This is a genomic window from Lamprobacter sp. (assembly GCF_034860625.1).
Classification (GTDB): domain Bacteria; phylum Pseudomonadota; class Gammaproteobacteria; order Chromatiales; family Chromatiaceae; genus Lamprobacter.
Map to the genome: position 1 here is coordinate 102034 of NZ_JAYESN010000003.1, position 11729 is coordinate 113762.

The following is an 11729-nucleotide window of genomic DNA, read 5'->3' on the forward strand; positions in this document are numbered from 1 at the left end:
AGCTTCATCGCGCGTCGCCATCCCGGAAGATGGCGCGATGGCGTCACCGCAGCGTTCATCGCACTTCGCCGCCTCGCAAGATGAGGCACTTGCTGCACGGACATCGAATTGGCTTGCCAGGGTGCATCGCCGATCCAAGGCAGCAAGAGCCGGGCCGGATCAGGCACAGGGATGCCCGAGCCAAAGGACCAAAAGCCAGGACCGAGAGGCAATCGGCGGCCTGCGAGCGTCAGGCGATGAGCATCGATAGGCTGTCGTGGCGCCCGGCGCTGGGAGCGGACTAGCGGAGATCGAATGCGGCGACTCCGGTCGATTTGATAGCGCAGGGGCGTCTGCAGACCGACTTGAACCAGGATCGCGTGTTGAACATCGGGCCGCGCTGAGAAGACGATTGCACCCTCAGATTGAGCACTAGTTTAACGAATCCGACCCAAGCCTTCCATCCAGGGCTCCCGATCCACAGGTCAACTGCTCGCCAACCGGTCACCAGATAGTCACATTTCAATGCGAGGGGCTCGACTCTTCGCTAGCATGCTTGTCGGTCGCCCAGGGGCGTCCGGACAGATTGGTAGAAAAAATATGCCCGCAAACAGCAAGCGCTCGCGCCTCACCACTGAAGGACACTACGCTGATAGTTTTGAGCCAACCAACGAACAGGAGGTCTATGACGCCCGCAAGGAACACCTAGTCCAGGAATTGCTGACCGAAGTCGGCGAAGACCCGCAGCGACAGGGTCTCAAGCGCACCCCACTGCGTGTTGCCAAGGCACTGGATTTCCTCACTAGCGGCTACGCACTCTCGGCCGAGGAGATCATCAAGGGGGCCTTGTTCGAGGAAGACGTTCGCGAGATGGTGATCGTGCGCGACATCGAGTTCTACAGCCTCTGCGAGCATCACATGCTGCCCTTCTTCGGCCATGCCCACGTTGGCTATCTCCCTAATGGCAAGGTCGTCGGCCTGAGCAAGATCGCACGCGTCGTCGATGTCTTCGCACGGCGGCTGCAGGTGCAGGAGCGCTTGACCAGCCAGGTCGCGAATGCACTGATGGACCACCTCGGCGCCCATGGCGTCGCAGTGGTGATGGAGGCCAGCCACACCTGCATGATGATGCGCGGGGTGCAGAAGCAGAGCAGCACAACGGTCTCAAGTGCGATGCGCGGAACCTTTGAGTCCGATGCTCGCACCCGCGCTGAATTCATGAGCTTTCTAAACCGTTAGGGTCTATTCAGAGCCCGATTAGAGCCCGCCCAAGCAGCTGAATCAGCTTCAGAGAGCGCATTGTCTGAATGACAATCGCGAGGCCCCGCCACGAAGCCAAGCCCTCGTCGACTTCCAAGGTGATCAGAGCACAGTTTAGAAAGTTATTCCTCATCAAAGCCTTGTAGCAAAACCGCTTGCTTCCTATCGGATACCTTGACAAGGGCTAGGGGGCTGCGTACCGTCTAATGCAGATCGGGCGTAGCCTCATCCTCGGCGCGCTCCCCCTGGCCACTCAATGAGGGTCGCACGATGAGCCCATCAGAGAAAGAGACTGTAGCCCGCGACGGCAGGGCTCGACGCATGACCGGTGTCTTGTCCCGGCATCTCGGCGCATTCCGTGATGAGCGGGTCTGGGGTCAGGCGGCACAATCGCCCGGCCGGCTGGAACAATCCCCGGAGACTATGGTGTTAACGCAGTCCCTCACCCCCTCCCAGCTCCCCACGCGCATTTTTAAGCGACAAGGCTCGTTCCGCGGCGCCCCCCGCTACGCCGAGATCGGCAGACCGGCGCCCGAGCAGCTCCCCTGCGAGGTCTACATCAAGGATGGCGATACCTATGTCTCGGTCAAGGTGGTGAGCGAGCCCGAATGGGCGGACGAATCCCACCTGCCGCCCATCAACGATGGCGTCCAGGCAAAGCGGGAGCGACTCGCGTCGATGCAGTCGGCGGCATTCCATTATCTGGATGTCGCAGCCATTCGCGAGGTCTACGGACAAGAGGTGCTCGCCGCAAGGATCTCTCCCATGGCCGAGGCGCACCCCCTAGATGAGCCATGGCTGTCCACAGACGAGGCAATGCGCGCTCCCAAAGCCGAGACCGCCACATCGGCGGACGAGGCAGCGTCACAGTCGGAGCTGTCGCCCGAGGCCATGTTCCTTGCTTATCAACGTCGGCTCGTTGCCAAAAACGAGGCCATTCTCGATCTGGAATTCGAACATCGCAAGCCCGAGGCACTCGTTCAATTCGACCGGGTCATGCGCTGGCTGGGAACCAAGTATCCCAGCACCCTTGCTTCCGAGACGGTGATCCGCCAGACGCGCCAGCAAATCGCACGGGAGGAAACAGGTCAGCAGATGGAGCGACTGCGCTCGGGCGGTCGGGCGATCATCCATGCCGCCTTCGCCATCGAGCATCCGAAACAGGACGTCGTGCGCCTGTCCTTGCTCTGCCCCGCGACCCAAGCCTTTCCGGAGGCAGTGCAAATCGAGGTCAATCTGAGAACAGACCGCATCGCCGAAAGTTGGCGCGACCAGTACGCTATGGAATCGACGATCACGGCTTACGTCATGGGCACACCGCTAAACTGGGAAAAGCGGAAGATCGGCGAGAACGAAACGGCAGCAGAGGCTTGGGTGGTCTCGATGAAGCCTTTCGCCATCTACAGCTGATTGTCCGAGGCATTCGCTGGCGTAGTCTGCTCCGACCTCGGAGCAGGTCGAACAGGTCGGCGACCAGCTCCCGTTCTGGTCGTCCTGATTGGGCGCTACTCCGACGCATGTCTGCGTGATCCTCGCCGGTTAAAGTCAGGCTAAAATCATGGTTGTCCTCGCTCCCATGTCGTCCTGCGCTTCAAGCACGTCATCATGGATCGTTGCCCCAACGACCGGTCTATGGCATCAGATCATGCACGCGGATCACACACTCGGGGCTCATCAGGGGCGCAATCTGTCCGTCGGCATCGATCAAACACCGTTGTCCGTAACCCTGACGATCGACCTCAGGATACACCTCCAGGACCCGATCACGCAGGTTGAGTATCCAGTACTCGGCGATGCCGTTGCGTGCATAGGCGCGCGCCTTGGTGCCCTGATCGTAGCCAAGACTGGTATCGGCGACCTCGACGATCAGCAGTGCGGTGTCGGGGTGGCTCTGTGCATAGTCACGCAGCTGGCCGGGCACGATCGCCAGGTCCGGTTCGGGCTCGGACCGGTCATCAAGGGCCAGGGGTTTTTGGCTTCGGATATGACAACTATCGTCCATGCAAGGCCGCAGCGCCTCTTCAACTAGGCCGACCGCGGTCGCATGAGCAGATTTCTGTGGACTCATGTCGATGATCGCCCCATCCAGCAGTTCGACCCGGGCATCAACGGCGAATACGCCGGCATCGACGAGGCGCTCATATTCAGTTCTTGACCAGTGATGGACATTGTGAAGTGCTAAGCTCACGTCCAAGTCTCCTCAGCCAACAGGTGAGACAACTCAACATATCACCATCGCCTGCACAGTGCGCACACGCAAGCACCAGCGTCGGCGCTGATATCCTGAGGCCGCCCATGAAATCGGGCAATCGAATGATCGTTGCCAATCCTGACGAGCCTGGACTAAGTTAAGCCCAAGGCTGATCTCGGAGACAAAGATGCGGAACATCAATATCCGCGAGGCAAAAACGCATTCTTCAGGCTTTTCCGGTCAAGCCACCGCAGGCGAGGAGCTTGTCATCGCGCGCGGCGGCTAGCCTCCCAACTACCCGCGCTGGTAGCCACCGACATGCAGCGTCAACATCCAACGTCTCTCAGCCGCGGTGAGGCCCGAATCAAACGGGCCTTCATCCTCTCCGCGCTCATCATCGCCGGGCTGCTGGCCATCGCCCTGCTCGCGCTTTGGCTAACCCGCGGCGAAGACACACCCGCGCCGATCGAGGACGCCGAGATCGCGACCCTGATCATCACCTGGCCCGATGGACGCGAGCAAACCCAGGTGCCCGAGCAGGTCGATCGCTTGATCCGCATCGAGCAACCAAAACCCCTATCCTGACGAGAAGGCCTCGGCACTCGCCGCCTTGGCCGTTGATCGATCAGCCACCCATCGGTCACCGTCGGGCATTGCCTCAGTCACTCTAGGATCAGCATGAAACTCTTTAGCTGTACGCACTGCGGCAACCTGCTCTACTTCGAGAATGTGAGCTGCACGCAATGCGGTCTGCCACTCGGGTTCCTTCCAGATAGCCTGCGTCTGCTCCCCATTGAGCCGATTGCTGAGGGAGTCTGGCAACCCGTTGGCGAGCAAGACCGGTATCGGATGTGTAACAACTATGCCAACCACGAGGTCTGCAATTGGATGCTGAAGGCCGACAGCGATCAGCCCTTCTGCGTCGCCTGCGCCCTCAACGGCACCATCCCGGATCTCTCCGTGGCGGGCAATCACGAGCGTTGGCAGGCGATGGAGACCGAAAAGCGGCGGCTGATCTACGCCATGCTGCAGCTTGGCCTACCGGTGGTGCCGCGTAAAATCGATCCAGCCGGCCTTGAATTCGCGTTCCTCGCCGATACGCCGGCCAGTTTCAGCGAGCGAGGCAAGGTGATAACAGGCCATGCACAAGGTTTGATCACCATCAATCTCGCCGAGGCTGATCCAGCCGAGCGTGAGCGCATGCGCGAGCAGATGGACGAGCCTTACCGGACCATCCTCGGCCACTTCCGGCATGAATCCGGCCACTACTATTGGGATCGCCTGATCCGCGGCAGTCACTGGCTCAGGCCCTTTCGAGAGCTGTTCGGCGATGAGACCCGGGATTATGGTCAGGCGCTCGATCAGCACTACCAACATGGCCCGCCGGCCAACTGGTTTGAGCACTTCATCAGTGCCTACGCCAGCATGCACCCTTGGGAAGACTGGGCCGAGAGCTGGGCCCATTATCTGCTGATGGTCGACGCCCTAGAAACCGCCTATCAGTTTGGGCTCAGCATTCGCCCGCGTGCCGGCAACAATGATTCCCTCGATGTCGACCACGGTTTCGATGCCTATCGAGCGATGTCGTTCGACAGCATTCTCCAGCACTGGCTACCGCTGACCCTGGCTCTCAATAGCCTCAATCGCAGCATCGGCCATGATCACGCCTATCCATTCGTGCTGGCATCCCCAGCGATTGAGAAGCTGCGCTTTGTGCATCGTGTCGTGCATGAGGCATCGGCTATTTGATTGAACCTAAAAAGAGCATTTCAACCGCAGATTATGCAGATTAACGCAGAGATTTCAATACATTGCAGCTGATCATGGCTTCACCTGTTGGGTGGCCTGGTTAGACCTTCCAAGATCTTGTTTTATTTTATTTAAATCTGTGCACATCTGCTTCATCTGCGGTTTATATTGTAGACGAAGATCAGCTCATCGCTAGACATGGTTCGCGGCTCCGAGCGTAGCCTCTTGCTCCGTATACTGAGTCGGTGTTCGCGTCGGCGCCAGTGGCAGTCGCAACAGCCGCGGCAGGCTCTGCCAGGCTGGCTCGTCATGGTGACCGGTGCCAAAGACGATCTGTTGCAAATCCGGGCGCCATCGGAAGCTGCCGAACAGCCGATCCCAGAATGAGAAGACCGTCCCATAGTTGGAGTTGGTCTCGCGCGGAATCCGCGAGTGATGGACGCGGTGCATCGAGGGCGGCACGATCAGCCAGCGCAGCCGCGCCTCCCAGCGGCTCGGCACGCGCAGGTTGCTGTGATGGAACAGGATGATCGCCAGCATCACCGACTTGTACAGGACCAGCTGTGTCAGCCCCATGCCTAGCGCCAAGACCACGAGCGGATTCAACAACGACGAGATCAACAGCTCACCTGGATGGAAGCGCAAGGCCGTGGTCGCGTCCATCGCCGGATCGGTATGGTGGACCTGATGGAAACGCCATAGAAAAGGGATCTCATGGTTGGCGCGATGCCAGGCATACATCCAGAGATCGAACAGCAGAACCGCCAGCGCCAGCGTCAGCAGCGTCGCGAGCAGCTCGGGGAACGGCCAGCCATCGAACAGCGAGCCATCAAGCGATAGCCAGTGCAGCAGGCCAATGCCGTGCTGCTCGGCGAAGGCCATCGCACCTATCAGCAGTGGTGCTAGCAGCGCGCTGATGGCACCGTTCAGTGCGGCCAGCGTGCCGTTGCGCAATCCATGGCGCAGGCGCTGCTCGCGCCCCAGGTAGAAGGGCATGGTCCCTTCCAACACCAGCAGCAACGTCAGTACGATCAAGCCAATGATCAGGTCGGGGGTCATCTTGATCGCTCAACCTAATCATCCGCGCTCAGCCGCAGAGCGGACAGCAGCGCGTTGGTCATCCTGTTGGGACCGACAAGCGACGACCGATGTCGGCGTTGGCGAAACGACGAGCCGCCCCTGTTGGCCTTGCTTGCGGCGTGCATCGACACAGATGGCATGCAGGTCTTGGTTAAAGCGCTCGGCGTACTCGCGGCGAATGGCGTGCAGCTCAGCAAGGATCGGGTTGGTTGACATGGTCAAACCTCCAGTAACTCGAGCGGTGTGCAGATGATCGGTGGCTGACTTCATGGATCACCCCCCGCAGAAGGAGCGGATCCGCGCCGCCCCTCATAGCGGCGGCGCAGCGATTCCGGTGAGGCGCCGAGCGAGAAGCGCAGCATCAGCTCCGCATTCAGCAATTGCTGGCGAAGGATGCCATTTTCCAGAAACCGCACCGCTGAGGTGGTGACCGCCGCCGGCAGCTTCTTGATCCGCCCGCGGATACGCTGGCGGGCACGGCTGAGCAAGTCAACGTCCTCGAACAGAGGCCAGTCCGGAAAGCCGCCGATGTTGGCGAAGAAGGCACGCCGGATCAGGATGCCCTGGTCGCCGAAGCTGGTCAGCGTGCTGTCGACGCGCGAAAAGTAGGCATAGCTGGCGAGCAGCCAGTGCGGGTGATCGAAACGCAGCCGGAAACAGGCGACCTGCGTCTTGGGGTCGGCAAAGGCATCCTCCACCACCTCCGGCGCCGCGGTTGGCAACGCGGTGTCATCGTGCAGGAACAACAGCAACGAACCCGTCGCCCGCGCCGCCCCGGCATTACACTGGGTCCCACGCCCACGCGGCGCGCGCAGCCGCTGGACACCAACCGTGGCGACCAGCGGCTGCTCATCCAGAGGCGGCAGATCGGACGGCTCGACGACGATGATCTCAGCCTCGGGAAACAACCCTCGATGCGACGCGATACGCGCCGCTAACGACTCGTCGAATCGCCGCGTCGGAATGATGATCGACAACCTCAAGCCTGATCCCCTCGCGTCATCAAACCTGTCGCCTTGGCCGTTGATCTCATCGGCTTCCATTCAGCCCCATCGCACAGCATCACCCAGAATCCAAGCGCAAATCCGGCCCGCTCGGCCAACCTGCCACCTTGCCCTTAACCGTCACAGGCAGCCCGGCGTCCAACGCAGATCGAGCGTGTACGGATACTCGCCCGCCGGCTCCTCGGGCGGCGGATCGATATCCCCTGGCGTATGCCCCATGTGCCGGAAGCGCGCGATGCGCCGGCTCTCGGCCTCGTAGCTGTTGATCGGGAAACGCTCCTCGGCGCGACCACCGGGATGCGAGACATAGTAGCTGCAGCCGCCCAGGCTGGCCCGATTCCAGAGATCCACCACATCGAAGATCAGCGGACTCTGCGCCGGGATGGTCGGATGCAGCCCCGAGGGCGGACTCCAAGCCTTGAAGCGCACACCGGCAACGTACTCGCCCCGGCGCCCGGTCGGGCGCAGCGGCATGCGGCGGCCATTGCAGCTGACGATATAGCGCGCCTCGTGCATGCCATTGACCTTAATCTGCATCCGCTCCACCGCCGAATCGACGAAGCGCGCGGTGCCCTGCGCGGTGACCTCTTCGCCGAGCACATGCCAGGGCTCGATCGCACCGCGCAGCTCGAGCCGGATGCCGTTGCCGGTGATCAGGTCGCCATAGTGCGGGAAACGGAACTCGAAGAAGGGATCGAACCAGGCCGATTCAAAGGCATAGCCCGCCCGCTGCAGATCACAAATCACGTCCTCGAAGTCCTGCCGGACGAAATGCGGCAGCAGGAACCGATCATGCAGCTCAGTGCCCCAGCGGATTGGCGCCCGCGTATAAGGCTGCTTCCAGAAGCGGGCCACCAGTGCCCGCAGCAACAGCATCTGCGCCAGACTCATGCGCGCGTGCGGCGGCATCTCGAAGGCACGGAACTCGACCAGCCCTTGCCGACCGCTGGCCGAATCGGGCGAGTAGAGCTTATCGATACAGAACTCGGTGCGATGGGTGTTGCCGGTGACATCGACCAGCAGATTGCGCAGCACCCGATCGACGATCCAGGGCTGAGTGACCTGCCCGGCTGGCATCTGCTGGAAAGCGATCGCCAGCTCATAGAGGCTATCGTCACGCGCCTCGTCGACCCGCGGCGCCTGGCTGGTCGGGCCAATGAAGGTGCCCGAGAACAGATACGACAGGCTCGGATGATGTTGCCAAAAGGTGATCAGGCTCTGGATCAGGTCCGGCTTGCGCAGCAGCGGACTGTCGGCCGGCGTCGGGCCGCCCAGGGTCACATGGTTGCCACCGCCAGTGCCGGTGTGGCGGCCATCGAGCATGAACTTCTCGGTGCCGAGCCGGGTCTGGCGAGCCTCTTCGTAGAGGATCTGGGTGTCACGCACCAGGTCATCCCAGGAGCTGGCCGGGTGTACGTTGACCTCGATCACGCCCGGATCTGGCGTCACCGCCAGCTTCTGCAGGCGCGCATCGCGCGGCGGCTCGTAGCCTTCGATGATGATCGGCTGAGCCGTCTCAGCAGCCGTCGCCTCCAGCGCGGCGACCAGCTCCAGCCAGTGCTCGAGATGGGTCAGCGGCGGCATGAAGCAGTACAGCCGACCCTCGCGCGGCTCGATGCAGAGCGCGGTGCGCACCAGCTTGGCCGGATACTCATCCGGCAGCGAGGCCTGCTCGGCGAGCGGCTGGCGATGGTCCTCGACCGGCGCCTCACGACCATAACGACGGGCGATCTCATCCGGCTGCAGCCCTTGCTCGTTGATGGCTTGGCGCGGCTGATTCGGCTCCACCAGGCGGCTATAACGCTGCGCGACCTCATCGTAAGCGCCGGTCGGCACCCCGGGCGGCTGATCCGTGCGATGGGGTGCGGCGAGCGGCGCCACCGGCTCGAACGGATCGCGCGGCGGATGCGTATCCAGTTCGCCATCCGGCACATAGGGCAGCGCATCCAGTGGCAGCCGATAGCCCATCGGCGAATCACCCGGGATCAGGAACAGATTGCCATCGCGCAGCGTCCAGCGCCCACTGACCCAGCCGCCTTGGCGGCTCGACCGGCGGTTGCGCGGGCGCTGACCTTCGCTGCCGCTTTCGTTTGAGCCCTGGCCTTCGTTCCCAGGTTGGCTCAGGCCTTCGTCCGCGCGCTGGCTGTCACTCCCGGCAATCTCCCGGCCCTGCCCGTCAAGGGTCAGCCCCGCCCAGCGCAGTGGCAGCGCATAGCCGGCAACCCGATCCAGGCCCTGACTGAATACCCGCGCCAGGCGCGCGCGCTCGATCGGATCCTTGAGCTTGCTGTCGAGCGGATTGACGTTGGCCGGCAGCCGCGACTCGCGCCACAGATAATAGAAGACATCCTCATGCGCCGGCTGCGCATGGTCCGGATCGACACCAAGCTTGGTCGCCAGGGTGCGGATGAAGCGCGCTGCCTGCTCTGGCCCCTGGCCTTGGTCATGGCGCTCATCGCCCATCAGCGCCTCATCCTGCCAGACCGGCTCGCCATCCTTGCGCCAGTAGCAGGACAAGGCCCAGCGCGGCAACTGCTCGCCCGGATACCACTTGCCCTGGCCGATGTGCAGCATCCCGCCCGGCGCATACTGGCGCTTGAGCCGTAGCAGCAGCTCCTCGGCCAAGCCCTTCTTGGTCGGCCCGAGCGCGGCGATATTCCACTCGGCGCCCTCCATGTCGTCGATCGAGACGAAGGTCGGCTCGCCGCCCATGGTCAGGCGCACGTCGCCCGCCTGCAGTTCGGCATCCACGGCATGGCCAAGCGACTCGATCGCCGTCCACTGCTCGTCGGTATAAGGCTTGGTGACGCGCGGGTCCTCATGGATGCGCTTGACCCGATTATGAAAGTAGAACTCGACCTCGCACTCGTCCGTTGCCCCGGTGATCGGCGCCGCCGACACCGGGTCTGGGGTGCAAGCGAGCGGAATATGACCCTCGCCCGCGAACAGCCCCGAGGTTGGATCGAGCCCAACCCAGCCAGCACCCGGGATATAGACCTCAGCCCAGGCGTGCAGATCGGTGAAATCCTCCTCCGGTCCGCTCGGGCCATCCAGCGCCTTCACATCGGCGGTCAGCTGCACCAGATAGCCCGAGACAAAGCGCGCCGCCAGCCCCAGCCGGCGCAGGGTCTGCACCAACAGCCAGCCGGTGTCGCGACAGGAGCCCTTGGCCAGCGTCAGCGTCTCCTCGCTGCTCTGGATGCCGATCTCCATACGCACCACGTAGCCGATCATCTCCTGCAGGCGCTTGTTCAGGTCGACCAGGAAATAGACTGTCTCGCGGCGCGTACAATCGATGCTCTTGACCCAGGCATCGAACTTCGGCCCGCTGTCCTTGATCTCCAGATAGGGCGCCAGTTCCTTGGTCAGCTGGGCGTCGTAGCTGAACGGATAATGGTAGGCGTACTCATCGACGAAGAAGTCGAACGGATTGATGGTGATCATCTCCGCGACCACATCGACCTCGACGCTCAGCGATCGCGTCTTCTCCGGGAAGACCAGACGCGCCAGATAATTACCGAAGGGGTCCTGCTGCCAATTGAGAAAATGCTCGCTCGGCTCGACACGCAGCGAGTAGGAGCGGATCGGCGTGCGGCAATGTGCCGCCGGGCGCAGTCGGATGGTGTGCGGGGCGAGCGCCACCGAGCGGTCGAAGTGGTATTCGGTCTTATGATTGAGCGCAACCAGGATGGCCATGGACGGCGTGGCTCCTTAGGAGAGGGGCATGCAAGATAAGCGCTGTACTTTACCGTGAAACCCGGCATTTGGCGCCCTCGGGACGCGCACAGCCGGCAGCCGTATCATAGTGATCCGCGAACGCCGACTCGGCGCAGTCGATTGGCCGGCGCAACCACCCCACTCGGAGCCTCTCCATGACCGCTGCCGCATTCCGCCCGCCACCCGGCGGCCTCCTCCTGCTGTTACTGCCGTTGATCCTGCTTGGCCTGCACTACGGCTACGAGGCCTACATCGCCGACGCCTGCCTGGATCGCGGCGGCTCCTTTGACTACGAGACCTGGAGCTGCTCGGTCAGCGCCCAGTTCGACGCCGCTCGCCCCTATCTGCATCGGCATTGGGGCAAGGCGACCATCGCGCTGAGCGTCTTCCTCAGTGGGCTGATCGTTTTAGGGTTGAACTGGCTGCGGCATCGTCGGCATTGATGATGGAGCACGCCAGAAAACAGTGTTGTCGCTACCTGAAACAGCTCATGGGGAGGCGTGGCGAGCCCCTTCTTCCCCCATGGCACTCTACGACAACGCGGGCTCCGGCAACATCCATGAGGATGGGGAACTAGCCCCTGAAGCAACCGTTAAGAAATTCTTAAAGGTTCGCAAGGAAGGCGTGCGAGCCGTGCGACGCAACCTCGACCACTACAACCTCGACATGATCATCTCGGTCGGCTACCGGGTGAAGAGCCATGTGGCGACCCGCTTCCGGATCTGGGCCACCCGGCCTCCGAGGGAACA

The 11729-nt window shown here is 62.1% G+C and carries 12 protein-coding genes; 7 read left to right on the forward strand and 5 right to left on the reverse strand.

What is annotated here, in order from left to right; translation table 11 throughout:
• Positions 1-579 precede the first annotated feature (579 nt).
• Positions 580-1218 carry a GTP cyclohydrolase I FolE gene (folE, locus tag VBE63_RS01625; RefSeq protein ID WP_323681241.1) on the forward strand — a complete coding sequence of 213 codons (639 nt, stop codon included), beginning with the start codon at positions 580-582 and terminating at the stop codon, positions 1216-1218.
• A gap of 291 nt (positions 1219-1509) precedes the next feature.
• Positions 1510-2649, forward strand: coding sequence for a hypothetical protein (locus tag VBE63_RS01630; protein ID WP_323681242.1), 1140 nt, complete (start codon positions 1510-1512; stop codon positions 2647-2649).
• A gap of 220 nt (positions 2650-2869) precedes the next feature.
• Here the strand turns inward: VBE63_RS01630 and VBE63_RS01635 are convergent, their stop codons facing one another.
• A complete protein-coding gene (locus tag VBE63_RS01635) occupies positions 2870-3427 on the reverse strand; it encodes a Uma2 family endonuclease (RefSeq protein ID WP_323681243.1) in 558 nt (185 codons plus the stop codon).
• Positions 3428-3617: 190 nt separating this feature from the next.
• Here VBE63_RS01635 and VBE63_RS31295 point away from each other — a divergent pair, with 190 nt between their 5' ends.
• The 3 genes from VBE63_RS31295 to VBE63_RS01645 all read left to right on the forward strand — a co-directional run bounded on the left by VBE63_RS31295 (position 3618) and on the right by VBE63_RS01645 (position 5179).
• Positions 3618-3716 (forward strand): type II toxin-antitoxin system Phd/YefM family antitoxin, encoded by a 99-nt coding sequence (locus VBE63_RS31295; RefSeq protein ID WP_416274493.1) that lies wholly within the window; start codon positions 3618-3620, stop codon positions 3714-3716.
• Between the two features lie 32 nt (positions 3717-3748).
• Positions 3749-4015 (forward strand): hypothetical protein, encoded by a 267-nt coding sequence (locus VBE63_RS01640; RefSeq protein WP_323681244.1) that lies wholly within the window; start codon positions 3749-3751, stop codon positions 4013-4015.
• A 93-nt stretch (positions 4016-4108) separates the two neighbouring features.
• Positions 4109-5179, forward strand: coding sequence for a putative zinc-binding peptidase (locus VBE63_RS01645; RefSeq protein WP_323681245.1), 1071 nt, complete (start codon positions 4109-4111; stop codon positions 5177-5179).
• 192 nt (positions 5180-5371) lie between these two features.
• Here VBE63_RS01645 and VBE63_RS01650 read toward each other — a convergent pair whose 3' ends face one another.
• The 4 genes from VBE63_RS01650 to VBE63_RS01665 all read right to left on the reverse strand — a co-directional run bounded on the left by VBE63_RS01650 (position 5372) and on the right by VBE63_RS01665 (position 10959).
• Positions 5372-6238 (reverse strand): sterol desaturase family protein, encoded by an 867-nt coding sequence (locus tag VBE63_RS01650; RefSeq protein WP_323681246.1) that lies wholly within the window; start codon positions 6236-6238, stop codon positions 5372-5374.
• A gap of 18 nt (positions 6239-6256) precedes the next feature.
• The gene (locus VBE63_RS01655; RefSeq protein WP_323681247.1) at positions 6257-6475 is read right to left on the reverse strand and encodes a hypothetical protein; all 219 of its coding nucleotides are present in this window, start codon (positions 6473-6475) and stop codon (positions 6257-6259) included.
• A 50-nt stretch (positions 6476-6525) separates the two neighbouring features.
• The gene (locus tag VBE63_RS01660; protein WP_323681248.1) at positions 6526-7236 is read right to left on the reverse strand and encodes a TIGR04283 family arsenosugar biosynthesis glycosyltransferase; all 711 of its coding nucleotides are present in this window, start codon (positions 7234-7236) and stop codon (positions 6526-6528) included.
• A 147-nt stretch (positions 7237-7383) separates the two neighbouring features.
• Complete coding sequence (locus tag VBE63_RS01665) at positions 7384-10959, reverse strand: transglutaminase family protein (protein ID WP_323681249.1); 3576 nt, start codon at positions 10957-10959, stop codon at positions 7384-7386.
• Between the two features lie 176 nt (positions 10960-11135).
• On the opposite strand from VBE63_RS01665, the gene VBE63_RS01670 reads away from it, so the two are divergent.
• A complete protein-coding gene (locus VBE63_RS01670; protein WP_323681250.1) occupies positions 11136-11423 on the forward strand; it encodes a hypothetical protein in 288 nt (95 codons plus the stop codon).
• Positions 11424-11502: 79 nt separating this feature from the next.
• Positions 11503-11729: RhuM family protein (rhuM, locus tag VBE63_RS01675; protein ID WP_323681251.1), on the forward strand; the 227-nt coding region annotated here is incomplete at its 3' end.

Bases quoted from the DNA above. Each gene is read 5' to 3' on its own strand.
- folE (WP_323681241.1), top strand. From the start codon at position 580: ATGCCCGCAAACAGCAAGCGCTCGCGCCTCACCACTGAAGGACACTAC.
- VBE63_RS01630 (WP_323681242.1), top strand. From the start codon at position 1,510: ATGAGCCCATCAGAGAAAGAGACTGTAGCCCGCGACGGCAGGGCTCGA.
- VBE63_RS31295 (WP_416274493.1), top strand. From the start codon at position 3,618: ATGCGGAACATCAATATCCGCGAGGCAAAAACGCATTCTTCAGGCTTT.
- VBE63_RS01640 (WP_323681244.1), top strand. From the start codon at position 3,749: ATGCAGCGTCAACATCCAACGTCTCTCAGCCGCGGTGAGGCCCGAATC.
- VBE63_RS01645 (WP_323681245.1), top strand. From the start codon at position 4,109: ATGAAACTCTTTAGCTGTACGCACTGCGGCAACCTGCTCTACTTCGAG.
- VBE63_RS01650 (WP_323681246.1), bottom strand. From the start codon at position 6,238: ATGACCCCCGACCTGATCATTGGCTTGATCGTACTGACGTTGCTGCTG.
- VBE63_RS01655 (WP_323681247.1), bottom strand. From the start codon at position 6,475: ATGTCAACCAACCCGATCCTTGCTGAGCTGCACGCCATTCGCCGCGAG.
- VBE63_RS01665 (WP_323681249.1), bottom strand. From the start codon at position 10,959: ATGGCCATCCTGGTTGCGCTCAATCATAAGACCGAATACCACTTCGAC.
- VBE63_RS01670 (WP_323681250.1), top strand. From the start codon at position 11,136: ATGACCGCTGCCGCATTCCGCCCGCCACCCGGCGGCCTCCTCCTGCTG.